This window comes from Armatimonadota bacterium (assembly GCA_016223145.1).
Classification (GTDB): domain Bacteria; phylum Armatimonadota; class Fimbriimonadia; order Fimbriimonadales; family Fimbriimonadaceae; genus Nitrosymbiomonas.
Genome location: JACRPN010000006.1, coordinates 149,454 through 173,580, shown reverse-complemented (window position 1 = coordinate 173,580; position 24,127 = coordinate 149,454). Strand labels below are relative to the sequence as shown.

Sequence of the window (24,127 nt, the reverse complement as noted above, 5' to 3'; positions counted from 1 at the left end):
CACGGCGACGCCGTGGGGGCCATTTCGTCTTGCTTGCCGCTGGACTACCCGCCGCCGCCCATCGCCTGCTTCGGGTCAATGGCCTTGCCATCCACCTTCATCTTCAGCGGCTTGGCTTCTTCCAGCCTCTTCAGCTTCCAAACGTTGCCCACTTTAGCCCAGGTCTGCTTCTCCCAGACTTCCATCTCCCACTTGTGAGAGACCTTGTCCTGCTCGGTCGGCTTGGTGAACATCGCGATCACACCATGGGTCATCGAGATCCCTGTGCCCTTGGCAGCTTTGGAGGAGAGCACCTTGAATTTGGCGGTCATGGATTTGGTCGCCATGAGCTGCATCCGCATGTTCGCCATCGACTCTTTCTTGGTCGAGGTGCGGCCCATCATGGTCTCGGTGAAGTCGTCGGTCGTCCAGTCCTCAAAGAACTTGACATCCATCTTCGCAAACGCCTTCTCAAGCTTCGGCATGAACCCCTTGAGGAACTTGCCGAAGTCGGCCGACTCGTCGAACGCCATCGCCGAGGCGCACACGGCCACGGCGGTAAAAATCGTCACTAGTTTTCGCATTGGTATCACCCCGCGGGCTCCCCGCCCGGTTGTTCGGAACAGTATGGACCGGAGAGGTAACGAATGTCTACTCTTTTGTATCGCTATCGCTTTGGCCAGGGACATTACCCACTTTGAAACCCTTCTCAAGCGTGATCCCCAGATTCCTGGCTCGCTTCGAAAGCTCTCGCCTAGAATAGAGCCAGCGGTTCGAGAAAGTGTATTCAGATTGAGCGAAGAAAGAGGTAGAGAGCGCCTCTTTGGCGGCTGAAAAATCGTGTTCTGTTGAGCAACACTCCAGGTCTGAAGCTAATTGGAACCTTTGGCTGAAATAGCTTGCAAGCGCGACCACACCGAGAATCAGGGCGACAGGAGCAGCTATGAAAAGGCGCTCCACGTGCAGCCTCTCAAGATAGCTCATCAGGAGTAACCCAAGGACCGCACTTGCCAAGATCCAACGCTCGACGTACCGCGCAAACCGCTTTTCTGCGAGAGACTCAGCTCGGACCATCCACACAATAGCTGGATGGGACCATTCCCGCAGGACTCTACGGGATAGGGAAACAGAAGCCCCGACAACAAGCGGTCGAGGATAGTTGCAGTTGTCGCCGGATTCCATTTTGTGGAACTTGACACCCATGACCCCAGCGCTTGCACTGGCTCTGGCCAAAGCAGCCTCAGTATCAGGCTCCAGCGGTACAAACTGGCTCTTGCCGCCGACAAGCCGCATCCAAATAACGAAGAAGGCGGGCAGGAACAACCCATACAAGATGTAGCTGGCATTCCCGGAAACCCAAGCGCACAAAATCGGCAGAGCAATTAGACTCGCTGTCGCAAGCGCCATTCGACGTTTGTTTCTGTAGGCAATCTCATGGACGAGACTTGACACTTTCGCTTCTCAAAGTGAGATTCTACTCACTCCGCCTAGTCTTCCCTTCCTGCCCTGTACCCAAGCGACCTCACCACCCTCGGCCTCGGCGTTCTTGCTCCCTTGATCGCGCCCCAAAGGATGTCGTTGAGGTCCTCGTCGATCGCCGACTCCTCCGCCCAGCGGCTGATCTTCGCGCTGTCCTTCTGACGATAGGCCGTCTTCTTGTTGACCGCCGTCACGATCTCCTTCGCCGGCAGGATCGCTGCGAACGGCTCTAAGTTCGTTAGGTCTCTCCCGAACACGTCAATCGGGTCGGCGACCGCGTCGTATTGGCACATCGGCGGCATGCCGAGCAGCAGTTCCATCGTCCGCAGCATCGAGTCGGTGTTGTAGAACCGGTGGTCTACCGTTGCCTTCTTGATGTACGGGCTGATCAGATAGGCCGTCGAACGGTGCGCGTCAACGTGGTCGTATCCGGCCTGGGCGTCGTCTTCCAGGATGCAGACCACCGTCGACTCCCAGAATTGGCTCTTCGAGACGGCCTCCACAAGCTGCCCAACGGCGTAGTCGTTGTCCGCGACCATTGCCTCAGGCGTGGGCATGCCCGCGCTGGTGCCGGCGGTGTGGTCCACCGGGAAGCGGATCATCTGGAACCTCGGCATTCTGCCCTGTGCTTCGAACTCCTTGAACTCGCGGTACCACTCCGAGAACCGGCTCGGCATGTCGTATCGGCCCATCCTCTTGACCTGCTTCGGAAACGGGCTGTCGTACTTCACCCAAGCCTCGCTGTCGGCATAGTTCAGGTCATAGCGCCGGAAGTCCACGTCCGTCGAGCCCAGGAGCGCCTTCTTCGTCGGGAAGTTATCCCCTTCCGGGCTCAAGGCGTCGTAGCGTTTGTCCTTGGGGTCCAGGAAGGTCGTGAAGAACCCGTAATTGCGGAACGTGACGTTGAACTTGCCGCAGTGGTCCCAGATGTAGCCGCTGGCGGGACGGGCCACGTCTGCGATGCCCAGAAGGTCGATCGGCACGTTGTTGTTCGATCCCTCGGTGTCGTAGTTCCTCCCGCGGCCGCTATAGTTATAGGGCGTATTGCGGCTGGCATAGGGGCTGACCATCCCGCAGGTGGACCACATCCATCCGTCCTGGCTGACCTCTGCACAGACGTAGAAGTTGTCCAGCAGCACGAACCGCTCCGCGAGCGCGTGCTGGTTGGGGGTCACCTTGCGCGGGAACAGGCAGATGCTGGGGTCGCCGTTGCCCTGCTTCAGGTCTCCGAGCACGTTGTCGTAGGTCCGGTTCTCCTTGATCACATAGATCACGTGCTGGATGCCCGGGTTTGCGAAGGTGGGGTGACTTGCCGATTCCAGCCCTGGGCGCAAGCGGTTGCACTTGACCACCGTCCGGGTCCATTGCTCAAGCTGCTTGGGGTTGCCTAGCGGGATATTGGAGACCGAGCCCTCGATGATGTCCTGGATGTATTGGCCCCACTTCCCCACGGGCTTGCCGTTTGGATTCATGGCCCTCACGCCCTTGGCGCAGGCCACCAAGAGGTGGTCCTTGTAGGCCACCAAACTCGTGGGCAGCCAACCTGTCGGGATCATGCCGACCAGCGCGTTCTTGTCGAGGTCGACCACCCCCACCGCGTTCATGTCGCCCATCGCGACGTAAAGCGTCTTCTGGTCCGGCGAGAGCGCCATGCCCGTCGGCGCGACGCCGGGGAGACCGCGCAGTTCGGTGGGCCGAAGCAGGATGGTCGCCAGCACCTTGTCGGTGCTCGTGTCCACCACGCTGACGGTGTCGCTGCCGGCGTTTGCGACGTAGAGGCGGCTTTGGCTCTCGTTGAGCAGGAGGCCTTCGGGCTGCGCGCCGGTCACGATCTGCCGCTTGACCTCCGCCTTCTCGACGTCCAGCGACTCCACGAGCCCGTCGCGCTCGCTGGCGACATAAACCTTCTTGTCCTTGGCCGCGCCCTTGGTGATGGCCGCCAGCGCAAAGGGAAAGCCGCGCGTGAGGATGCGCTTCTCTTCTCCGCCATCGGCCATCGAGATCACGGAGACGGAGCCCACGAAGTTCGTGGGCAGTCCGGTCTGGTTGTTGGCGACATAGAGGCGCGAGCCATCCGAGCTAAAGGCGATTCCTGCGGGGTGGTTGGGGAGGTCCTTGTCGCCCGAAGGGTTGGCAATCGTGCCCTCGACGGCTCGGATGGTCCCCTTGGAGTCGATGATATAGGGCGCGATCTTGTCTTCCGCTCCGCGCGAGGCATACAGCGCATGGCCCGACATGCGGACGTTTGGCGCAGGCGGGCGGAAGGCGAGGCCGTAGTAGAGCCCTTCCTTGTCATTGCCGACCTCTTTGTTCACCTCGATCCGGCTCAGCAGCTTGCCGTCCTTGCTGAGCACGGTCAGCGCCTGTCGAAAGCCGATGTCGGTGACCACGACCTTCTCGCCGTCGGGAGTGGCGGCCATGTTGACCGGGTAGCTGCCCACGCCGACGTGCCTGCCGGCGGGCTGGATCAACTTGCCCACCGGGAGCATCTGAGGCGCGCTTTGCTGGGCGAGGGCTTCTGGGGCAAGAGCGAGGGTGGCGAGGAGTGTGAGCATGGTTGGAGCCTCTTGAGGGAGTTTGGCATATAGAGTCTCAGCTCCCCATCAGCGTGAGGCCCGCCCCTCGTTGAAGAGGCCGGAATGGGCAACAAACCGGGTGAGGGGGCAACTGCCTCGCCCCTCGTAGGAGAGGCCGGTGAGGGCACCGAACCGGGTGAGGGGGCCTCCGGGTACCCTCAAAGCCCATGCCTACCACCGACGACGTCCTAAACGCCCTGCGCGCCGTGATGGACCCCGACCTGCATCGCGACATCGTCTCCCTGGGATTCGTCAAGGACCTTTCTGTCGACGGTGGCAACGTCGTCTTCAAAATCGAACTGACCACCCCCGCTTGCCCGGTCAAAGACCTCCTCAAAGAGCAGGCTGAGGACGTGGTCCGCGCCTTGCCTGGAGTCGCCTCGGTCGAAATCGAGATGACCGCCCAGGTTCGAAAGCACGAGGTCCGCAAGGAAGACCTGATCCCCGGGGTCAAGAACTGCGTCGCGATCGCCAGCGGCAAGGGAGGTGTCGGCAAGAGCACGGTCACCGTCAACCTTGCCATTGCGCTCGCCGAAAAGGGCGCCAAGGTGGGTCTCCTCGATGCCGACGTCTATGGTCCCAGCATCCCGTTGATGCTCGGCTGCGACGAGAGCCCGATGACCCAAAACAACAAGATCATGCCGATCGAGAAGTACGGGCTCAAGCTGATGTCGCTCGGGTTCCTCCTCGAAGAGGGCCAAGCTGTGCTCTGGCGCGGCCCGATGGTCGCCGGAACCGTAAAGCAGCTTTTGGAGGATGTGGACTGGGGAGAGCTCGACTACCTGTTGGTGGACCTTCCCCCTGGCACCGGCGACGCGCCAATGTCGCTGGCCCAGCTAGCCCCCCTCACGGGCGTCGTGATCGTCGCAACCCCTCACCACGTGGCCGCGAACATCGCGGGCAAGGCGGTCCAGCTCTTCCGCAAGCTCGAAGCGCCGATCTTGGGCGTCGTCGAGAACATGGCGGGCTTCATCTGCCCCAAGTGCGGCGAAGAAACGCCGATCTTCACGGGTCTCTCGGGCGAGGACCTGGCCCATCGGCTGGACACGCCGTTCTTGGGGTCGATCCCGCTCGATCCGTCGATCAGTTCGTCTTCGGATGAGGGAGTGCCCTCTTTGATCGCCTGGCCCGATAGGCCGCAAGCCGATGCCTTTCGCAAGATCGCAGGGAACCTTGCCGCCCAAATCAGCATCGGCTCGATGAAGCCTGCAGGTTTGTAGGTCTTGCCCATGATCAGTGCCCCGCCGCCCATGCAACGGTGAAGCCATGGACGATCAGCCATTGACCTGGCGCGACGGCAAACTGGTTCGGTTGACCGAGGAACTCCAACAGGAGAACCTCCGGCTGGCTCACGGCGACTTTTGCAGAGAGAATCCCAATCCCGTTCCCGATCCCACCTTCGAGGGGTTCAGGGAGCGCTTCAGGCGTGAAGTACAAAAACCCCTGACGTTGCCTATCGCTCGCGCAGTCCTGATTGCAGCGACCTGCTTCTTGGCCGCCCACTTTTTCTGGCCCGATGAGACCCTTCGGATATCTGGGGCTGTTCTGGGCATTGGCGGCGCCTATTTCTTAGTGGCTTGGCAGTCTGGCGCCACGGACAGGCGTAGAGGGATCGGGGACTGACGGCCATGCCCCAAGGCTCTGCTCCAGCTCTTTGCCTGGGCATTGCAAGGCCTCCCGTGCTACAATCACCTTCCCATGTCGAACCCCGTAATGCTCACCCCTGAGGGTTATCATCGCCTGAAGGAAGAGCTCGACGATCTGAAATCGCGAGCCCGACGCGAGATCGCAGAGGCGATCCGCGAGGCCAAATCGCACGGCGACCTCCGTGAGAACGCCGCGTACCATGAAGCCAAGCTCAACAAAGACCGCCTCGAACAGCGCATCGGGGAACTGGAGAAAATGCTGCTCGTCGCGAAGATCGTCGAACGGCCGGAGGCCAGTGAGCACGTGGCGCACTTGGGTTCGGTGGTCACTCTCGAGGACATGGAATGGGGAGACAAGCTTCAGGTGACCCTCGTCGGGTCTTACGAAGCCGACCCGGCCAAGAATCTCATCTCGATAACGTCCCCGCTGGGGTCCGCGATCCTTGGCAAAGAAGTGGGAGACGAGGCCGACGTGGAAACGCCGGCGGGCACGCAGCGCTACAGGGTCGAGTCGATCGATTAGGCCCCGCTTGCCGAGAAGGCCCTGAATAGGCCACAATCCAGAGCTTCTGGCCCGGTCGTCTAGTGGTTAGGATGCCGCCCTTTCAAGGCGGAGGTCGCGGGTTCAAGTCCCGTCCGGGCTACCACTCCCCCTTTGTCCATGCCGGAAGAACGGCTGGATAATCCGCACGGCCAGAATTAGCCTTTCACGACGTCGGATGACGATCCAAGGTATCCCCAGAAGCTGTACCCAGCAGTTTCGAAGCGGGTCAAGTGGCCCATCTCCTCACCCTCCAAATGGCGAGCGACAATAAACGATCGTTCGTCGATTGCCGAACACTCCTTCCAGGGCACGGCCGTCCTCCCACGGCTCGCTCTGGCCGTGGGAGGACGTGTCAACCATGTGTCCGGAACGATCCGTTACCCTACTGTCGGAATGCTCACCAAGCCCGTTCCGATTCCCTAGCGTCGATCCTATTTTGATATTTTCTGCCCAAAACCCTTGACATCTGGATAGACATCACCTAAACTGGCATCAGTCATTCAATTGAGACACTTGAGTGACTCAACCCAATGGCACAGGTTCTTCGACTGACGAGGGGATGTGAGTACGCTTTGTCGGCAATGATGTGGATTGCCGGCCAGCCCCCGGGCCGCCCCATCCAAGCCGAAGAGATCGCAACCGGCGCCTCGATCCCGTGTAAATTCGCCCGCAATATCTTCAGCCAACTGGTCAATTCCGGATTGCTCCGGCCTCATCGAGGCGCCGTGCGTGGATACAGCTTGGCCCGGTCCGCCTCTGAAATCACCCTACTGGAGATCATCGAAGCATACGAGGGCCCATTTGTGAAGCCTTGGTGTTTCTTGAACCACGACCGAGTCTGCAACGCCGAATCTCCTTGTCAGCTCCACCACCTTTGGAGTGGGATGAGGGACTCGGTCTGCCATATCCTCGCAAGCCGCACGCTAGAAGGTCTTGCCGGCTCGGAAGGGATCAAGGAGGCAGGTCATCAAGGCAACAAGAATTCTCTTTCGCATCCTCATCGAGAACAACCATGAAAAGAACAACAATCCTCGTCATCCTCGGCTCGATCGCCTGCTTCGCCATGCCAAAGCCGATGTTTCTCAAGACCTTCATTGGCGCCTACAAAGCACCGGCCGGCTCGGCGCTTTCAAAAGCCATGTGCACCGCTTGTCATCCATCAAATAAGGGCGGCCCTGTCAACGCTTACGGCAGGGATGTTGACAAGGCTCTTAAGGCCTCGGGAGGCTCGGAGCTGACGGCTGGCATCCTTAAAAAGATCGAGGCGCTCGACTCGGACAAAGATGGTGTCAAGAACGGCGACGAACTCAAGAAGGGCACGTTGCCCGGCGACGAAAAGAGCAAGTAGCAGGCTCAACATTGGGTTCGGCTGGATTCTCTATGACGGATTCAGAGAATCAGGATCATTGAATCCAGCCCGTCAAAGTAGAGCATCAGGTGGGGAGCGGCTATTCAGCTCTTCTCTTTCAGAATTGAGGAGCACGCACGTGCGAAATAGACTAAAAGCAACCTTTGGCAAGCCATCTATCTGGATGGCGGTAGGGATCGGCTCCATTCTCTTGAGCGGTTGCGACCAGACAACCGGGAGATCCCTCCACTTCAACAATGCTTCAACCAGACCCAATGGCGGAACTGCAAATCTGCTTCCTGTGTCGCCTCCACCTTTTTCTGAAGGCATCTTTCCGTGTTCAAACTGCCATATGAAGGATGCGATCGTCAACCGAACCCCACATGCCGTGGATGCCCATCCTGACATCGAGCTGCACCATGATGAAAAGAACAGGTGGTGTCTCGATTGCCACGATGCCCAAAATCGCGACCAGCTTCACCTTGCTGACGGCCGCCCTGTTCCGTTCACTGAGTCCTATCGTCTCTGTGGCCAATGCCATGGCCCGACACTTCGCGCTTGGAAAGCCGGTGAACACGGAAAGCGGACGGGATCCTGGTCGGGACAGAAGCAGTACTTGCTCTGCGTAAGCTGTCACAACCCCCACTCCCCTCGCTTCAAGCCACTCAAGCCTATGCCCCCTCCACTGCCACAAGAGGAGATCCGGTGATTCTGGAAGGTCACACGATGAGCAAACTTCAAGTCGCTTCAAAACCGCCCCCGAAGATGGATCGTAACGGGCCAAGTCGCCGCGAGATAATCGTCCAGACCTTTTTTTCGCTGGCTGCAACGGCTTCCCTGACGGGCTGTCTGGCGGATAAGCGAATACGTGACGATTTCGTTCAGAAGTACTTTAAGGACCTTTCGCCGGAAGAACTGAAGACGACACTCGCCCGGATGGAAAAGCAGTACTGGGAAGATTACGGCAAGCACATTAACGTTACCTCCACACCGCCTTTGGAGGGTGTGCTGTACGGATATGCGCTCGACCTTTCCAGGTGCATAGGTTGCCGGAAGTGTGTCTACGCATGCGTAGACGAAAACAACCAATCTCGTGACCCACAGACGCATTGGATCACGGTCTTGGAAATGGACAAAGAGGGAGGTGTTGATCTTGCCAAAGCAGATGCGTTTTACGACCACGAGGAAGTCCCCGCCCCAGGCAAGTTCTATATGCCGGTCGCTTGTCAGCACTGTGAGAATCCTCCTTGCGTGAAAGTCTGTCCGGTGGGTGCAACGTGGAAGGAGCCCGACGGCATCGTCGTCATCGACTACAACTGGTGCATTGGGTGCCGATGCTGCATTACAGCTTGCCCTTACGGTGCGCGACGTTTCAACTGGACAACTCCAACGATTCCGAAGGATCAGATAAATACGGAGACCGATTACCTCGGCAACAGGCCGCGACCCCGTGGCGTGGTTGAAAAGTGCACTTGGTGCATTGGAAGAGTTCGAAAGGGACTCTATCCAAGGTGTGTGGAAGCCTGTCCGGTGGGTGCCCGCAAGTTTGGCAATCTTCTTGACCCGGAGAGCGAGGTCCGCTACATCATTGAGAACAAGCGTGTTCTGATTCTGAAAGAGGAGTTGAACACCCAACCCAAATTCTTCTACTACTACGGTTTGTAAGGATGCTCCAGGTAATTCGTCTTTACACGTCTGCGATCGGGCTGAGCACCACTTTGGAGGCTCAGCATAAGCACTTGCAGCTCGTGCACCGCCTCTCGTGAGACGAAGTGGTGGCTTCAAAAAGGAACCATGATTCAATGAAAGTCCTAAGAACTCCCTGGAACTTCGTTTCAGGAACCGCACGGATGGCATTTTTGGGTGGAAGCAGAACCTATTACCTCTGGCTTGCTCTGCTATGCGTCTGCATCTTGCAGGCGGTTTTCGCCTATGCCCATCAATTCCAGTACGGACTCATCACCACCAATATGCGCGACTCCGTCTCGTGGGGTTTCTATATTGGTAACTTTACGTTCTTGGTCGGCGTTGCTGCTGCTGCGGTCTTGCTGGTTATTCCCGCCTATGTCTACAACTGGAAACCAATCAAAGAGGTTGTCATTTTCGGCGAGCTGCTAGCCGTCGCCTCGATCATTATGTGCCTACTCTTCGTTAGCGTTGACATGGGTCGGCCAGACCGCTTCTGGCATCTCATACCATTCATTGGGCACATGCACTTGCCGCAGTCGATCATGGCTTGGGATGCCACGGTTCTGAACGCTTACCTATTGATCAATTTCTGCGTAGCCACATATTTGGTCTATTGCGCCTATCATGGCAAGAAATACAACCCAAAGATCGTGGTTCCCCTTGTCATCTTGTCGATCCCGATGGCCATTGGCATTCATACGGTGACCGCGTTCCTTTACAACGGCATGGCGAGCCGCCCCTACTGGAACAGCGCCATTCTGGCTCCGAGGTTCATTGCTTCCGCATTTTGCTCTGGCCCGGCCCTTCTCCTGATTCTTTTCCAGATATTGAGAAAAATATCGTCTTTTGAAATCAAGGACGAGGCGATCCATAAGGTAGCCGAGTATATGGCATACGCCATGGCTTTGAACCTTTTCCTCTTTGGTGCTGAAGTGTTCAAGGAGTACTACTCGAACACGCATCACTTGGTACACTACCAGTACCTTTTCACCGGACTCCATGGAGAAAGCTCCCCGATCGCTCCGTATGCTTGGATGTCTCTACTCTTTGCGATCTCGTCCTTTGTTCTCTTCATTGTGCCCAAGACTCGCATGAACCCGATCACGATGAACGTAGGGTGTGTGCTCATCTACTTGTCGGTCTATATCGAGAAGGGCATCGCTTTGATCATCCCTGGCTACACGCCCGATCCATTGGGGCAGATTTACCACTACGTGCCCAGCGCCTCGGAAGTGCGTGTTGCGATCGGCGTGTTCGGCATCGGGTTCCTGATCTTCACCCTCATGGTCAAAGTCGCTGTGGAAATCCTCTTTAGCAAGAAAGGCCAACCTGCCCACGACTGAGACCTTTGTCAGCGATTGCAGCGATAGAAGCCATCTCAAAGGTCAACGAGGCAATCCTTCTGGACTTGCGCATTCCCTTGCGCCAGGTTCCAGGACCCCGCTCGACGTTCCATCACGTTGGGCCGTTGGACCTCGTTGACCGACACTTGAGATGCGGCCCAGTCCTCGGCTTTCAAGTGCTGGCCAGCTCCTTCGAGCCAGAGACGACGTTGAGAAATCAGATTCCTGCTTTGCCGTCTCAACCGGCAAGGTCTGCTTCCACCTCGAAGCAACAACGTCCACTCCCTCATGGAGACGATTAGAGCTGCGCCAGACATTCACTCGTTGTCGTTCTCTTGCTTTCCTTGGAGGGGCAAATCCGACCCCCATCCCGAGAACTCCGCGACCTCGTCGGCTTTGGGCTGGATGCGCGCCGTTGAGTCCCTAAACCAACCCCATTCGCCAGCGTTACTGAACCATCACACAAAAGGCGAACCGGCACCCTGACCTCTCGTGGAAGTCAGGATACCGGTTCAGGTCCGGGAGCAGATGTTCAAAGAGGCGGCTCAGAGAGCCCGCCCCCTGTTGAGGGAGCGGGCTTCTGGCTTTAGTCGTCGTGCGGGTTGTTCATTTCCGCACGGGCTGCTCGTGCCTTGTCGGCTTGGAGGACCCGCTGCATCGCCGCGAAGCTCGGCAACTTGCTCTTGGAAGTGCTGGCTCCGTAGGCGCTGCCGCCCGTTAGTTCATCCATGTTGTCGTTGCCTACGTTCAACAGGTGCCGTGCATACGGCGGGTTGTGCGGGCAGATGGAGGAGTCTCGGACGATGAAGTAGTAGTTGTGTCGCGCTCGCTTGATCTGGATCGGCAACACCGACTGGTGGTTGGTTGGAACGTTGGTCGTCGTGATACCAAGTTCCGTGGCCGCAGCATTGATCATGGTGGAGTACTCCCACAGATAGGGCCGCAGGGCTGCAGGCACGTTCTCGTAACCAGGCTTGCTGGCGTTGTAGAACGATGCCGACCAGTCCGCCATTCTCTGCCGCAGGGAATACAGTCCGCCAGTGATCTCATTGGCGATGGCGCTCTTTCGAACTGCCGCGTCTTCGGCGCTATGGCAAGGCGCACAACCCTTATCGTAGCTCACCGTGAAGGTGTGCCTGGAACCCGGCATGTGGCAGGCGGAGCATTGGCCAGGGGCTTGTGCATGCGCCATGTTGCGAATCGGGGGACCTGCCCCTTCAGCGCCACCGACGCCCATCAGCATGTTGAACTGGTTGGAGTCGTGCATGTTGGGGCGGCTCGTGCTGCTCGTCAGCTTGGGGTCACGGCCATCCGCGGCTCGGCCGTTGTGGCATTGGCCGCAGATGTGGTTGAAGTTCGTGAAGGTTGCCGGCGTCGGCACGGTGGTCTGAGCGCCGTTGATGTCCGTCACGCTCTCGTTGTGGACGAGATGCCGTAACTGGACCTCCTTTCCACCCTTGCTCACGTTGCCGGTCTGGGCATGCGGGTTGTGGCACGTCGCGCAGTTGGCGATGTTGGGCACGTCGTTGAGGGTCTCTTCCGCAATTTCAGTGATCCTGGCGTTGTCCATCGTCGCGACGTCGACGCCCTTTTCGTTGATTTCAGTCCTGAATAGACCGCTGTGACAGGAAATGCATCGCGAGCTCTTCCCATAGGTATTTGGGTTCGTTGCGGCTTCATGCACAGGCGACTCAACGATCTGGCGGTGGCCAGACCGAAGATAGTCGTTATAGATCGGCCCGTGGCATTGGCCGCAAACCACAGCATTCGTGATCTTCGGAAAGGTCAAAATATCTGCGTCGCTCTGGCTGGCAACGTGCGCGCTGCCAGGACCGTGGCAGCTCTCGCAACCTACGTTCTTGCCAAAGTGCTTGGTTTCGTGCCAAGTCGAATAGATGTCCTCATTGTCACGGGTCCCGTGGCAACCGGTGGCTCCACAGGATTCAGAGCCGACATAAGTCGCCCCTGCCTTTTGAGAATCGGTGAAGAGGCCCTTGAACTGCGCCACGAGCGCAGTGTCACCGGTCCCTCCGCCTCCTCCGCCGCCAATGGGCCCACCTTCGCCGCCACAACTCTGCAGCGCCAGGACGGCAACGGCAAAAGGCGCCAACGCCGCCGTCGCTAATAGCCATCTCGCTTTCATGGTTTTCCTCTTTGTTCGCTCCGTTTTGGTTTCGTGTCGCATGCGTTTACGCTCACTAGAAGCGGATGCTTGCGTTCAGTTGGATCAAGGTCGTCCGGAAGCCCAATTGGCTGAACATCTTGTCGTTGTATCGCCAGGGCGCCACCGTGATGGAGAACTCGTTGCCCGAGGACGCACGGTGCCGTAGTGTAGTGCTGAGTGTCCTGCCATGGACGTTGCCGTCCTGCAGGTTCAAAGGGTTGTCATTGTCTGTCGCAAATTCGGTAAAGGCAATGCTGAGGAACGTGTTCTGGCTGGTGGCCCAGTTCAGGCCGCAAGAGAACGTCGTGCTCTGCGGGAAGAACAGCTTGAGCTCGAACGGATCGACTACTTCGCTCTTCACGTTCGATCTCTCGTTCATGTATTCCCCGAACACGTCCATGGTGTCGGTGAGCTGATAGGTGCCGCCAAACGTGTAGGCGTGGTTCCGAATCTTCACGTCCCGCGGCTCGTTTTCGAGGTAGGTCTGCGTGTACACGCCGTATCCGGTGGTGCGGCCCCTGCTTCCGTCCAGCTTGGCCTGAATCGTCGTCCGGTCGTCGAAATAGAGCGCGCGCGTGTCCTCGGTCAGCATGATCGCACCCTTTCGGAGCGATTGCTGCTTGACCTTCAAGTTCAGCTTGAGCCAATCGTTGACGTGGCCGGTGAGCCTGCCCTCATAGATGTCCCACTTCGATAGATCGACAAAAGAGAGGTCACCTCGAACGCGCTCATGCTCACGGCGCGTATAGCCGGCCTGCAACTGCCACTCGCCAATGCTGTGATACACGTTCGCAGTCGTGCTGAACCGCTCCCTCACCCAGGCCCGGTTGGCTTGCGGAATATCGGACTTCTCTCGCGTCGTTCGGAAGCCAATCTCGGTGTCATCGCTGAGGGTGAATTGGCCCCCCAAGCCCCAATTGTCGATCTGCGCCTCGGGCGCCGTGCCCTGCTCGATCTTGGTCTGGGCGATCGTGCCGTCAACGTTCAGCTTTGGGCCGATGTTATGGTCGAAGGAGAACCGCACCTGTTTGGTTTTGGAGTCTGGGTAGACGTTGAGCCGGTCGTAATAGCGGCGCTCCGTCACACCGACGCTGGCCGAGCCGCCCTTCAGGTTGGCGTCAATGTTGGCATTCCAAAGGTAGTTGCGATCGTTGCGCGGGTCGCGCGGCGCCTCAAAGGACTGCGAGCGCTCCTCCCGGCGGTAGGTTCCGCTCACCGCGATATTGTCCGTGACGGCGAGCCTGCCGTTGACTTCTTCCACGTCCCGTTGGCTGTGCGGGATGAACGTCGGCGTGTTGTCGAAGAACTTGTTCCTCATCCGATAAGCGTCGAGCGACAGCTTCCCGTTGCTAAAGATCATCCTTCCTTCGTAGGCGTAGTCCTCTTGGCCAGGCCCCGCCGCGTGAAGCCAAGCTTGGCCCCTCGGCACACCGAATTGGGTGTAGAAGTCCTTCAGCACCAAACCCGTGGCGGGCGTGGCATACTGCCGCAGCTTGTGCGGATTCCCGCTCAACCCCCAGTCGTAAAGACCAAGCGTGGCGAAGTACTTCGGGGTTTTTGTCGCTTCCGCGTCCTGACCCTCTTTCTTATCCTGCGCATCCTGTGCGCTGGTGAAGGCAGCCGCGAGAACGAGGCTCATGGCGGCAGCTCGCAAGCGTTTCACGTTCATTTCCTCCTGGTGGTCTCTCTTTGATCGGTCGGGGTTACGGGGTCAAGAACAGCCGGTCCGTGTTCGAACCATGCATGGCCGAATGGCATCCGGCGGTCCAGCAAGTGGATCCGGGGTTGTGCTGGGACTTGTCGGTGTGGCACTGCATGCAAAGACCGCGGCTGAAGCTCTTCAGAATCCTTGGGTTGTTAGAGCCATGCGGCTTGTGGCACTCCATACAGGCGTCGCCGGTCAGGCCCTGAACTGGGTCATGCGTATACACGAAGGGTCCGGCTTGCTCCGCATGGCAGCCCATGCACTTCTGGGTCAGGGCAGCGGACTTGCGCGCTGCGCTCTTCGCAGGATGCGGCTCGTGGCAGTCGCTGCAAACGAGCACTCCTTCGGGTACAGGGTGGTGGGAGTTCTGGCGGAACTGAGCCGACTCTGCCCGATGGCATTGGCCACAGAGCTCGGTTTCCGGCGCCTTCAGGAGCTTCTTGACGGCGCGCTCGGCGGCAAAAGCTGACACTCGAACCGTGCCGGCGGCGCCCAGCTTGCCGGACTTCTCAGAATTGGTTCCCGGGGCTTCCACGTGGATTTGGTGGCAAGACGTACAGGAAACCTTGGCCCGCGCATGCTCCGTCTTGGCGTAGTGCTCGGGACGCATCGTCGACTGATGGCACCGCAGACAGGCCGCGTTGACGTCGGCAAAGTTGAGCTTTCCGTAGCTGATGACCTTGGGGTCGTTCTCGCGCTGGTGGATGTTGAGCGGGCCGTGGCACGCTTCGCAGCCCTGCTTCGACGGACCAAGCTTGGCGTTGTGGACAAACTCGCTGTGGGGCGATCGCTTGTAGCTATCCATCCGATCCGGATGGCAGGCTCCGCAAGCTTCCTCACCGCCGAAGTCCTCGTCCTTGGCTTCGGCAAAGAGTTGTGTGGGGAATGGAACCGGCTTTTGGTTGCCTTGGCTGGCTGCTCCCACCAATAGCCAGAGCGCTAAGACTGCAATTGTGGCCAGTGTGCCCGAACGCATCGTTTCCTCCGTCTTCGATCTACCCGTTGTCCCGTAGTGTCTCTGGTCGACCCTTAGTTATTCTTTACACCCTCGTCAGAAATGGCCAGGTTAGGCTCACTTCACTCCTAGAGTAGATCGAATGCGTGACCTATTTTGCACCTAGTGGTTTGGCGAAAAGCTACGTGGAGGGCAAGCATGGTCAGATTTGGCAAATCCCCCCGCATTGGGCTTCGTTTGAATCTGAGTGCCCAGGGCTCGGCTGTCAGTTTTGGCAAATCAGGGGGCTCTGAGTCGCCGTTTAGGCCCCATTCTGGCGAAATTCATTCTATAAAGAAAAGTCCAGAATGCGTCTGTACGGGGCATTTGGAGTATGGGGTGTGCTCTCGTAGAGGATGATGCGCGCGCACTGCCAGGGAACGGATGGCCGAATTGTGTAGGACCTGACGAAGGTCCTGAGCGTTTTGAGCTGTTGAGGGGAGGCCTGTCGTACCCTGGCCAAGGTCACGTGTGGCACGAAAGCCGCGCCTTCGCGCTCCCGACAATGTTCACGAAGCGAATGGCGCAGGTCTTTGGCAAGCAGCTCAAACGCCGGGCCACTCGCCTTCAGACCTGCCCAAACCGCAGCGCCGTATCTTGCGCTTGTGCCAAACACGCCAAGGCCGGATAGCGAAACTTCAAACTCCTCAGCCCTGCTCGCTGCCCGGCGCCCAGCGTCGATGATCTGTGGCAGGTCGGTCTCGGGCACCTCTCCAAGGAAGGCTATTGTTGCGTGCCACTTCTCTTGAGGCGCCCAAGAGACCTTTGCGCATGCGAGCAACTCTCGGAGCCCGCGCTGCGCCTCGAAAAGCGCTTCGTCGGCCTCTTCGGGGACGTCGATCGCGAAGAACAGGCGCATGGGATGGCCAGATTATGAGGCCTAAAGTCCCCTTGCAGAAGGGATTTGAGGGGCGGTGGCGAATTGGCCCCATTACACGCGGCGAAAGGCCGTCGCGAGCAAACTCTATAGGAGCATTTGGTTGACTAAGGGAACCCTGTCTTTTGTACTTGCGGCGCTAGCCGCCACGGCCGCTCTCGGCCAAAACCTCGACAACGTCCTGGGCGAGCTAAAGGCTCGAAGCCTGGGTCCAACGCGCATGGGTGGGCGCATCGCCGACATCGCGGTCTTTGAAAAAGAGCCGCGGATCTTCTATGTGGCCACGGCAGCGGGCGGTCTATGGAAGACCACCAATGGCGGCATGACCATGCAAGCGGTGTGGGATCGAGGCACCTCGATTTCGCTCGGTGCGGTGGACGTGAGCCAGAAAGACCCGAACCTGGTTTGGATCGGCACTGGCGAGCAGAACAGCCGGAACTCGGTGTCCTGGGGCGATGGAGCCTACAAGTCCACTGATGGAGGCAAAACCTGGCAGGACATGGGTCTTAAGGCCACGCGCCACATCTCTCAGGTGATCGTTGACCCCAAGGATAACGACACAGTCTATGTGGCGGCGCTTGGAAAGCTCTGGGGCACCAACGAGGAGCGCGGCGTCTTCAAAACCACCGACGGGGGCAAGACTTGGCAGCACGTCCTAAAGATCGACGAGAAGACGGGCGTGGTCGATATGGTGATGGACCCTTCCAACAACAGGGTCCTTTTCGCAGCGGCTTACCAGCGCATTCGCCTCCCGTGGAACTACATTTCCGGCGGGCCGGGCAGCGCGCTCTACAAATCGTCCGACGCAGGCAAGACCTGGCGCAAGATCTCCAAGGGTATGCCCGAAGGAACCTATGGCCGCATCGGCATCGACATCCATCGGAACGACCCCCGGAAGATGATCATGCAGATCGAGGCGTCGACTCCGAACGCTGACCCGACGCTTGCCCCCACCCCAACGGGCGGCGTCTTTTACAGCGAGGATCGAGGCGAGTCGTGGACCAAGATGAGTTCGCGTAGCTACCGCTACTTCTATTTCACGATCCCAAGGTATGACCCAAACAACGAGAATCGCATCTATACACCCGATGTCCAGATCTTTGTCAGCGACGACAAGGGCAAAACGATGCGGAACTTCCCCACTTCCGTCCACGTGGACCATCACGCCATGTGGATCAACCCGAACGACAGCAACCACATCCTGATCGGCGAGGACGGCGGCGTGGGGCAGACGCGCGACGGCGGCGCCACCTGGGAGCACCTAAACTACATGGCGATCGGCCAGTTCTATGCGTGCTCGTTCGATATGAGGAAGCCCTATTACGTCTATGGCGGGCTTCAGGACAACGGCAGTTGGGGCGGCCCCACGCAGACCGCGCGCGGAAGCGTGGCCTTTTGGGACTGGTACGGCGTGGGTGGAGGCGATGGCTTCTACACGCAGAACGACCCCGACGACTGGGGTGTTGTTTACTCTGAAAGCCAGGGTGGTGCTGCCGGCATGGTGAATCTCAGAACCGGCGAGCGGCGCAACCTTAGGCCAGCCAGGCCCGAAGGGGAACCGCCGTACAGGTTCAACTGGAACACTCCCATTGAGCTGTCGCCACACAACCCGAGGATCGTCTACCTCGGCGGCAACAAGATCTTCAGGAGCCTAGATCGCGGCGCCGGCATGACCGCGATCAGCCCGGACTTGACTACCAACGACACGACCAAGAAGCCCGGGCCCCCGAGCGTGACCTGGGATAGAACGGGCGCGGAGAACTATTGCACGGTCATCACCATCAGCGAATCAGGCGCCAAGGCCGGAGTGATCTGGGGTGGTACCGACGACGGGAAGATTTGGGTGACACAGGACTTTGGCGCGACCTGGTCGTCGGTCGCCGAGAACCTGCCTGCAGAGGTTCCTCGCAATTCCTACGTCAGCCGGGTACAAGCCTCCAAATACGCGGCCGGCCGATGCTATGTGACCCTCGACAACCACCGGATCGACGACATCAGCACCTACGTCTTCGTGACGGAGGACTTTGGGAAGACCTGGAAGAAGATCGTGAACGGGATGCGGACGGATGAGCCGTGCCACGTGGTTCGTGAAGGCACTCAGAATCCGGACCTGCTCCTGGTTGGGACCGAATACGGGATCTATGTCTCGCTCGATCGGGGCGAAAATTGGACCAAGTACAAGGAGTTCCCGACCGTTCCAGTGCACGACATCCGCATCCATCCCCGCGAGCTCGACGCCGTCATCGCCACGCACGGTCGCAGCATCTGGACGCTGAACATCTCAGCCCTTGAGGAGCTCATCAAAGCCAACACCGACAAGGACGTGTTCTTGGCACGGCCCCAGAACGTGTACATCATGAACCCGCGCAGCGGCCAGCAGGACAACTGGGATGGCGATCGCATCTGGGCGGCGCGAAACACGCAGCCCGGCACAGACATCTGCTACTACTTCAAAGCAGACCAAACCGGCGACGTGACGATCACGGTGACGGACGTCGACGGGAACACTGTCGGTCAGCAGCTCACGGGATATCGCGCGGCGGGCATGCACGTTCAGCGCTGGACTCCAGGTGGCGGCTTTGGCGGTGGACCTGGCGGCGGGCAGCGAAGGCGGTTCGGCCCGGGTGACTACAAGGTCACGCTGAAAGTAGGCGACAAGACCTACACGACCACAATCCACGTGGAGAACGCCTCGGACCAAGGGTCCGAGTAGGGAGTGATGGGATGAAGGGATGAAGGGATGAAGGGCGGATGACCCATTGTCCCTTTACCCCCTCACCCCCTCATCCCAACCCAGAGCGGCGCCATGTTGCCGCACTGCGAAGCTCCCTCACCCGGTTCACTGCGTTCCCCGATGGAACCGGGGCAGGCACCGACCTCTCCCCCCAGGGGCGAAGTGGCCCCCTTCTGCACCTTATCCCCCCTTGCCCCCTGTCCCTTTGTCCCTTCGTCCCTATGTCCCTTTGTCCCATCATCTGTTCATCCCTTCATCTCCCCTCGCTAGGGGTACTCTTTCGCCTCAATGACGGAAGTGATCATGCCCAAGATGGGTGACGGAATGGAGGAGGGGATCCTCCTCGAATGGCTCAAGAAGGAGGGCGACAGCGTCAAATCCGGCGAAGCAATCGCCACGATTCAGACCGACAAGGCGACCCTTGAGATGGAGGCCGACGGCAGTGGCGTGTTGGCGGGCATCCTGATCAAGGCGGGTGAAACGGTCCCAGTGGGAGAGCCTTTGGCGCTTCTCCTGAAGGAGGGTGAATCCGTCCCCGCCGGTTGGGGAACCGCCGAAGCGCTTCCGGTGGCTGCTCCATCCGAACCGGCTTCGGTCGCCGCGGTCGCGGCAGTGACTGCCGGACCGACGATTCCCACTCCGCCAGTGGAGATTCCCGAGCCTAGGGCCGTCTCTTCGGATCGGGTGAAGGCCAGCCCCCTTGCCAGAAAGATCGCGGAAGAGCTCGGCGTCGACTTGTCCCAGATTTCAGGCTCGGGACCCGGCGGACGTGTGGTCGAGAAGGACGTCAGGGGTGCGACCCGTCTTTCGGTTCAGCCCTCTTTGGCACCAACGCCCGCTCAGGCGCCGACTCCGATTGCGGCCGCTGCCGAGGACCGGTTTGTCTCGCTCAACAAGATTCGACAGATCACGGCGCAGCGCACGACGCAGTCCAAGCAGACGGTGCCCCACTTCTACGTGACCGTCGAAGTGGACTGCGAGCGCATGCAGTCGCTAAGGGAGCAGTTTGAGTCGGACGGCGCCGGAAAGGTGAGCATCAACGACTTCGTGATCAAGGCGTGTGCTCAGGCGCTGGTCGAAATGCCTCAGGTGAATGCCACGTTCCAGGGAGACAAGATCCTTCAGTTCGGGGCAGTAAATATCGGCATGGCCGTGGCCCTGGAAGACGGGCTAACGGTGCCGGTGTTGCATGGCGCGCAAAACCTCTCGATCCGACAGATTTCGGCCAAGTCAAAGGAGCTTGCGGCGAAGGCCCGCGAGAACCGGCTCTCGATGGACGAGATTTCCGGGAGCACCTTCAGCATCTCAAACATGGGGATGTTGGGCGTAGACAATTTCGCGGCGATCATCAACGTGCCGAATGCGGCGATCGTGGCGGTCAGCTCGGCAAAGAAGTTGGTCGTGCCGGTGGAGGCAGAGGGTTCTGACGAGGTGACCCTCGAAGTCCGGCTAAGGATGAACGTGACCGGCAGCTTCGACCACAGGGTGGTGGATGGCGCGATCGGCGCGAAGTTCATGAACGTCGTGCGGGACTACCTGCAAAATCCGACGCGGCTCTTGGGGTAGCGCAGCGCGTTCCCCCTCACCCGGTTCGCTTCGCTCCCCGATGGAAATGGGGGCAGGCACCGACCTCTCCCCCAGGGGCGAGGTGTTCCCTTTGTCCTTCTGACCGTCTGTCCCTCTGTCCGTCTGTCCCTCTGTCCGTCTGTCCCTTGGTCCGTCTGTCCCTTGGTCCCTAGATCCCTACGTCCCTACTCCTCAGCCCTTCCCTTCCTGGCCTTGACCACCGCGTCCACCGCCTCCATGATCTCTACGGGTACCGCCAGAACCACGGTGTTCGAAGCCGTTGGGCCCAAACCGTCGATGGTCTGAAGCGTTCTAAGCTGCATCGCCCCGGGGCTTGGGCGAGGTTCTCTGCTGCGATGCGGTCGCCTTCCGATTTGGTGATATTCGCGCGCTTTTCGCGCTCGGCCCCCGCTTGGCGGCTCATGACCTTCTTCAGGTCTTCCGGCAGCACGATATCCTGCATGCGGATGCCGTCCACCTCCATGCCCCAATGCTCGGTTTCGGCGCTCAGCATCTCCCCAATCTGCTTGCCGATGCCCTCGCGATCGGTTAACACCTCATCCAGCGTGCGCCCGCCAATCACATCCCGCAGAGCCGACCGTCCGTACTGGACGATCGCGAACATGTAGTCCTGCACGTTGATTACGGCTTGGTCAGGCCGTACCACGCGCAGAAACACGACAGCGTCGATCATCACGGGCACATTGTCCTTGGTGATGGCCTCTTGCCGAGGGATGTCCACGGTCACGACGCGGGTGTCGATGGCGCGCACCTGCTCGAACAGGGGGATGACCATATAGACGCCGGGGCCGGTAGTGCGAACATATCGCCCCAAACGAAACACCAGCACGCGCTCCCATTGTGCGGCGAGCTTGATCGCGCTGGCGATCACCCAGCTACCGATGAACCAAGCCACCATTCCACCAATGGGGGGAGTGTCTTGCGTGAAGATCTGGCTCGCGCCGAAAAACACGAACCCGATCCCCATGAGGACCACAAAGACCAGAAACGAAAGATAGTTGACGATCATGGTGTTGCCTGCCGAGGAGCCGGCTGTGCGTCGGTAGCTGTTGTAGCTTTGCGATGAACCCGTGAGGTCAAACTGGGGTGGCGGAACGCCACTGGAGGAAGGCTGGTTGCCCGCAGCGGCGCGCTGTGCCTGCTCATTGAGAGACTGCATCACCTTGCGGAACTGGTCGAAGTCCATCGCTGTAGACGGTACTTCGTCACTGCTGTCACAATCCCTTCTCGCATAGGCCACCAGGAAAGCCCTCACCCCAACACCGACGAAAATCGGCTACCTTCATGGCATGAGGCTCCATTCGACTCTGCCTCTTCTTCTGACCCTTATGGCCGGCAATTGCTGCGCCCAATCGGTCACTCTGGCCGCTTCGAACCGTCAGCCCAAAGGATGGGGAGCCGATGGCTGGGGAGGCTTCCGGTTCGTTTTCAAGAACGCAGGCCCGGCTGATGCCAAGGCCCTCTCCTGGACCGCCCACTGGGAGGCCAAAGGCAAGAAGATCGGCGACGACTTCGGAGGAGATGCCAATCTGGCGCTTCCCGCCGGCAACGAGATCACCAAGGATGAGGTTGGCGTCCTGCCGGCCACGGTCGCGGCGACGGCGAGGCCAGGCGCCGCGGCGATTGTCGGCGTGTTTCGCGTGATGGAAGGCACGGGCGAGCGAGCCCTTCCCTTCCGTATCGAGGTCCCCGAGTACATCCTTCCGGAAAAGCTCAAGCTCGTGAAAGGCAAGACGGCAGGTATCGAACTCATGGAGTCTCGGTTCAGGACCTTCAAGCACCTTGACCGGACCCTGCGCTGGATCGACCAGGCCTACGGCGCCATGATCGAACTCACCGGCGAGCACCCATTCGATGGTAAGCTGATGGTGTTCAAAGAAGCGCCGCCGCACCCTTGGTGGGCCTATGCGGGCCAGGAGATGATCCTCAACACCGACTACGTTGAGGCTACGCTTAAGGACTTCGACGATGGGATCATCGCCTTCGGCTGGGTCCACGAGGTTGGCCACAACTTCGACGTGCTCGGGGATTGGTACATCTGGGACGGACCTTCTGCCGAGTTTCAGGCCAATTTCAAGCTGGCTTATGCGCTTGAGACGATAAAGGACCAATCCTACCGGGTCAACTGGAAGTGGCAGGCCGTGGAGTATCCGGCACCGGACAAGCAGATTCGGCTGCGCGGAACGGAGCTCGTCGAGAAGTTCTTCCTGGTCTTTGGCGACAAGTATTTGGGCGATGCGTCTCGAGCTTGGACTTCCATGTCCTCCGACGATATCCACAGCTTCTTCCAGCGGCTGCAGCGAGTCTATGGTTGGGAGCCCTTCAAGGCGTGGTACCGCAGCTATCGAACCTTGGCCGCCAAGGGCATGAAACCGCCCACCACTCCTGAGGAGAAGATCAATCTCGCGGTAGCGATCCTGAACCGCGAGTGCAAGGTGGACCTGGTGTCCGCGTTCCAGCGGTGGAGATTCCCGGTGACGAAGGAAACGGTCGAGGCAGCAGCGCTGAAGTTCGGGCTTTCCGCCAAGACGTAGGCTGAGCCTGATGGCCGAATCTGTAGCTACTTGTGGGTATGCCCTTAGCATCGCGGGCGAGACGCCCGCGCTACACCGTTCGTCGTGGCACAGACAGTAGAATCAGCCGAAGTGAAAGTCGCCACCTTCAACGTCAACGGCATTCGTGCTCGGCTCGATATCGTGCTCGACTGGCTGGGTGAAAACGAACCGGATGTTCTGGCAATCCAGGAGTCCAAGTGTGAGGACGGCAGCTTTCCGATGGAGGCGTTCGAAGATGCCGGTTGGCAGGTCGCGATTCATGGCCAGAAAGGCTTCAATGGGGTCGCTCTCATTAGCCGACAGCCGATCCTAAACGTCTCGACTGGGTTCGGCGACCCTCTGTGGCCGGAGGACTGCCGGATCATCCAAGGGCAGGTGGGTCCGCTGACGATCCTCAACACCTATGTGCCCAACGGGACCCAGGTGGGCTCCGAGAAGTTCGACTACAAGCTGCGCTGGATGGAGCGGTTCAGATCTCTGGTGGCCTCGCGCTTCAGCGCAGGATCGCCCGTAGTATGGCTCGGCGACATCAATGTCGCGCCGACCTCAGACGACCTCTTCGATCCCGAGAAGCACCGGGGCAAGGTGGGCTTTAGCCAGGTCGAGATCGACGCCCTGAAGGCCAACACCGATTGGGGATGGAACGACCTCTTTCGCAAGTTCGAATCGGGACCGGGACACCACACCTTTTGGGAGTTCGTGATCCCGAAGGCGTTTGAAAGGAACCTGGGATGGCGGATCGACCACATCTATGCGCCTGCCGACCTAGCAGCGAGGTGTGTATCGTGCCGCATCGATAAGCATCCGCGCGGCCTGGAACGGCCCTCAGACCACACGCCGGTTGTGGCAGAGTTTGAAGTGTAGGGGGGGATGAGTCGTATAGGACATATAGGACCTATAGGTCCAG

20 protein-coding genes and 1 tRNA gene are annotated in these 24,127 nt (G+C 59.2%); 12 read left to right on the top strand and 9 right to left on the bottom strand.

Annotated elements, in window-relative coordinates; translation table 11 throughout:
- Positions 1 to 44: 44 nt before the first annotated feature.
- From HZC36_05015 to HZC36_05005, 3 genes are all read right to left on the bottom strand, one after another.
- Positions 45 to 563, bottom strand: coding sequence for a nuclear transport factor 2 family protein (locus HZC36_05015; protein MBI5706332.1), 519 nt, complete (start codon positions 561 to 563; stop codon positions 45 to 47).
- 67 nt (positions 564 to 630) lie between these two features.
- Complete coding sequence (locus HZC36_05010; GenBank protein MBI5706331.1) at positions 631 to 1,431, bottom strand: hypothetical protein; 801 nt, start codon at positions 1,429 to 1,431, stop codon at positions 631 to 633.
- Between the two features lie 35 nt (positions 1,432 to 1,466).
- On the bottom strand, positions 1,467 to 4,013 hold the full coding sequence (locus tag HZC36_05005; GenBank protein ID MBI5706330.1) for a hypothetical protein: 2,547 nt from the start codon (positions 4,011 to 4,013) through the stop codon (positions 1,467 to 1,469).
- A 188-nt stretch (positions 4,014 to 4,201) separates the two neighbouring features.
- Here HZC36_05005 and HZC36_05000 point away from each other — a divergent pair, with 188 nt between their 5' ends.
- The 6 genes from HZC36_05000 to HZC36_04975 all read left to right on the top strand — a co-directional run bounded on the left by HZC36_05000 (position 4,202) and on the right by HZC36_04975 (position 7,572).
- Positions 4,202 to 5,254 (top strand): Mrp/NBP35 family ATP-binding protein, encoded by a 1,053-nt coding sequence (locus HZC36_05000; GenBank protein ID MBI5706329.1) that lies wholly within the window; start codon positions 4,202 to 4,204, stop codon positions 5,252 to 5,254.
- Between the two features lie 46 nt (positions 5,255 to 5,300).
- Entirely contained in the window at positions 5,301 to 5,657 is a 357-nt protein-coding gene (locus tag HZC36_04995; protein MBI5706328.1) for a hypothetical protein, read from the top strand.
- Between the two features lie 75 nt (positions 5,658 to 5,732).
- Positions 5,733 to 6,203, top strand: coding sequence for a transcription elongation factor GreA (gene greA, locus HZC36_04990; protein MBI5706327.1), 471 nt, complete (start codon positions 5,733 to 5,735; stop codon positions 6,201 to 6,203).
- A 48-nt stretch (positions 6,204 to 6,251) separates the two neighbouring features.
- Positions 6,252 to 6,327, top strand: a tRNA-Glu gene (locus HZC36_04985).
- A 478-nt stretch (positions 6,328 to 6,805) separates the two neighbouring features.
- Positions 6,806 to 7,240 carry an Rrf2 family transcriptional regulator gene (locus HZC36_04980; GenBank protein ID MBI5706326.1) on the top strand — a complete coding sequence of 145 codons (435 nt, stop codon included), beginning with the start codon at positions 6,806 to 6,808 and terminating at the stop codon, positions 7,238 to 7,240.
- Positions 7,237 to 7,572 (top strand): hypothetical protein, encoded by a 336-nt coding sequence (locus tag HZC36_04975; protein MBI5706325.1) that lies wholly within the window; start codon positions 7,237 to 7,239, stop codon positions 7,570 to 7,572. The genes HZC36_04980 and HZC36_04975 overlap by 4 nt, the downstream gene beginning before the upstream one ends.
- Before the next feature lie 340 nt (positions 7,573 to 7,912).
- Here the strand turns inward: HZC36_04975 and HZC36_04970 are convergent, their stop codons facing one another.
- Entirely contained in the window at positions 7,913 to 8,113 is a 201-nt protein-coding gene (locus HZC36_04970) for a hypothetical protein (GenBank protein MBI5706324.1), read from the bottom strand.
- Positions 8,114 to 8,298: 185 nt separating this feature from the next.
- On the opposite strand from HZC36_04970, the gene HZC36_04965 reads away from it, so the two are divergent.
- A complete protein-coding gene (locus HZC36_04965) occupies positions 8,299 to 9,237 on the top strand; it encodes a 4Fe-4S dicluster domain-containing protein (GenBank protein ID MBI5706323.1) in 939 nt (312 codons plus the stop codon).
- A 185-nt stretch (positions 9,238 to 9,422) separates the two neighbouring features.
- Positions 9,423 to 10,604: a polysulfide reductase NrfD gene (gene nrfD, locus HZC36_04960; GenBank protein MBI5706322.1), complete on the top strand. Its 1,182-nt coding sequence runs from the start codon at positions 9,423 to 9,425 to the stop codon at positions 10,602 to 10,604.
- 586 nt (positions 10,605 to 11,190) lie between these two features.
- Here the strand turns inward: nrfD and HZC36_04955 are convergent.
- The 4 genes from HZC36_04955 to thpR form a co-directional block, all read right to left on the bottom strand.
- The gene (locus HZC36_04955) at positions 11,191 to 12,747 is read right to left on the bottom strand and encodes a hypothetical protein (GenBank protein ID MBI5706321.1); all 1,557 of its coding nucleotides are present in this window, start codon (positions 12,745 to 12,747) and stop codon (positions 11,191 to 11,193) included.
- A 55-nt stretch (positions 12,748 to 12,802) separates the two neighbouring features.
- Entirely contained in the window at positions 12,803 to 14,431 is a 1,629-nt protein-coding gene (locus HZC36_04950) for a hypothetical protein (protein MBI5706320.1), read from the bottom strand.
- A gap of 40 nt (positions 14,432 to 14,471) precedes the next feature.
- Positions 14,472 to 15,449 carry a hypothetical protein gene (locus HZC36_04945; GenBank protein ID MBI5706319.1) on the bottom strand — a complete coding sequence of 326 codons (978 nt, stop codon included), beginning with the start codon at positions 15,447 to 15,449 and terminating at the stop codon, positions 14,472 to 14,474.
- A 307-nt stretch (positions 15,450 to 15,756) separates the two neighbouring features.
- Complete coding sequence (gene thpR, locus HZC36_04940; protein MBI5706318.1) at positions 15,757 to 16,326, bottom strand: RNA 2',3'-cyclic phosphodiesterase; 570 nt, start codon at positions 16,324 to 16,326, stop codon at positions 15,757 to 15,759.
- 121 nt (positions 16,327 to 16,447) lie between these two features.
- Here thpR and HZC36_04935 point away from each other — a divergent pair, with 121 nt between their 5' ends.
- Both HZC36_04935 and HZC36_04930 read left to right on the top strand, forming a co-directional pair.
- On the top strand, positions 16,448 to 19,057 hold the full coding sequence (locus tag HZC36_04935) for a hypothetical protein (GenBank protein ID MBI5706317.1): 2,610 nt from the start codon (positions 16,448 to 16,450) through the stop codon (positions 19,055 to 19,057).
- Positions 19,058 to 19,366: 309 nt separating this feature from the next.
- Positions 19,367 to 20,644 (top strand): 2-oxo acid dehydrogenase subunit E2, encoded by a 1,278-nt coding sequence (locus tag HZC36_04930; GenBank protein MBI5706316.1) that lies wholly within the window; start codon positions 19,367 to 19,369, stop codon positions 20,642 to 20,644.
- Between the two features lie 244 nt (positions 20,645 to 20,888).
- Here HZC36_04930 and HZC36_04925 read toward each other — a convergent pair whose 3' ends face one another.
- Positions 20,889 to 21,851 carry a slipin family protein gene (locus HZC36_04925; GenBank protein ID MBI5706315.1) on the bottom strand — a complete coding sequence of 321 codons (963 nt, stop codon included), beginning with the start codon at positions 21,849 to 21,851 and terminating at the stop codon, positions 20,889 to 20,891.
- A 103-nt stretch (positions 21,852 to 21,954) separates the two neighbouring features.
- On the opposite strand from HZC36_04925, the gene HZC36_04920 reads away from it, so the two are divergent.
- Together HZC36_04920 and xth are read left to right on the top strand one after the other, a co-directional pair.
- Positions 21,955 to 23,199: a hypothetical protein gene (locus tag HZC36_04920; GenBank protein MBI5706314.1), complete on the top strand. Its 1,245-nt coding sequence runs from the start codon at positions 21,955 to 21,957 to the stop codon at positions 23,197 to 23,199.
- 111 nt (positions 23,200 to 23,310) lie between these two features.
- Positions 23,311 to 24,084 (top strand): exodeoxyribonuclease III, encoded by a 774-nt coding sequence (xth, locus tag HZC36_04915; protein ID MBI5706313.1) that lies wholly within the window; start codon positions 23,311 to 23,313, stop codon positions 24,082 to 24,084.
- The last annotated feature ends 43 nt before the right edge of the window (positions 24,085 to 24,127 follow it).

Excerpts from the sequence above, each read along its gene's own strand:
- HZC36_05015 (MBI5706332.1), bottom strand. The coding sequence starts at position 563 with ATGCGAAAACTAGTGACGATTTTTACCGCCGTGGCCGTGTGCGCCTCG.
- HZC36_05005 (MBI5706330.1), bottom strand. The coding sequence starts at position 4,013 with ATGCTCACACTCCTCGCCACCCTCGCTCTTGCCCCAGAAGCCCTCGCC.
- HZC36_05000 (MBI5706329.1), top strand. The coding sequence starts at position 4,202 with ATGCCTACCACCGACGACGTCCTAAACGCCCTGCGCGCCGTGATGGAC.
- HZC36_04995 (MBI5706328.1), top strand. The coding sequence starts at position 5,301 with ATGGACGATCAGCCATTGACCTGGCGCGACGGCAAACTGGTTCGGTTG.
- greA (MBI5706327.1), top strand. The coding sequence starts at position 5,733 with ATGTCGAACCCCGTAATGCTCACCCCTGAGGGTTATCATCGCCTGAAG.
- HZC36_04980 (MBI5706326.1), top strand. The coding sequence starts at position 6,806 with ATGATGTGGATTGCCGGCCAGCCCCCGGGCCGCCCCATCCAAGCCGAA.
- HZC36_04975 (MBI5706325.1), top strand. The coding sequence starts at position 7,237 with ATGAAAAGAACAACAATCCTCGTCATCCTCGGCTCGATCGCCTGCTTC.
- HZC36_04970 (MBI5706324.1), bottom strand. The coding sequence starts at position 8,113 with ATGGCATTGGCCACAGAGACGATAGGACTCAGTGAACGGAACAGGGCG.
- HZC36_04965 (MBI5706323.1), top strand. The coding sequence starts at position 8,299 with ATGAGCAAACTTCAAGTCGCTTCAAAACCGCCCCCGAAGATGGATCGT.
- nrfD (MBI5706322.1), top strand. The coding sequence starts at position 9,423 with ATGGCATTTTTGGGTGGAAGCAGAACCTATTACCTCTGGCTTGCTCTG.
- HZC36_04955 (MBI5706321.1), bottom strand. The coding sequence starts at position 12,747 with ATGAAAGCGAGATGGCTATTAGCGACGGCGGCGTTGGCGCCTTTTGCC.
- HZC36_04945 (MBI5706319.1), bottom strand. The coding sequence starts at position 15,449 with ATGCGTTCGGGCACACTGGCCACAATTGCAGTCTTAGCGCTCTGGCTA.
- thpR (MBI5706318.1), bottom strand. The coding sequence starts at position 16,326 with ATGCGCCTGTTCTTCGCGATCGACGTCCCCGAAGAGGCCGACGAAGCG.
- HZC36_04930 (MBI5706316.1), top strand. The coding sequence starts at position 19,367 with ATGACGGAAGTGATCATGCCCAAGATGGGTGACGGAATGGAGGAGGGG.
- HZC36_04925 (MBI5706315.1), bottom strand. The coding sequence starts at position 21,851 with ATGGACTTCGACCAGTTCCGCAAGGTGATGCAGTCTCTCAATGAGCAG.
- HZC36_04920 (MBI5706314.1), top strand. The coding sequence starts at position 21,955 with ATGAGGCTCCATTCGACTCTGCCTCTTCTTCTGACCCTTATGGCCGGC.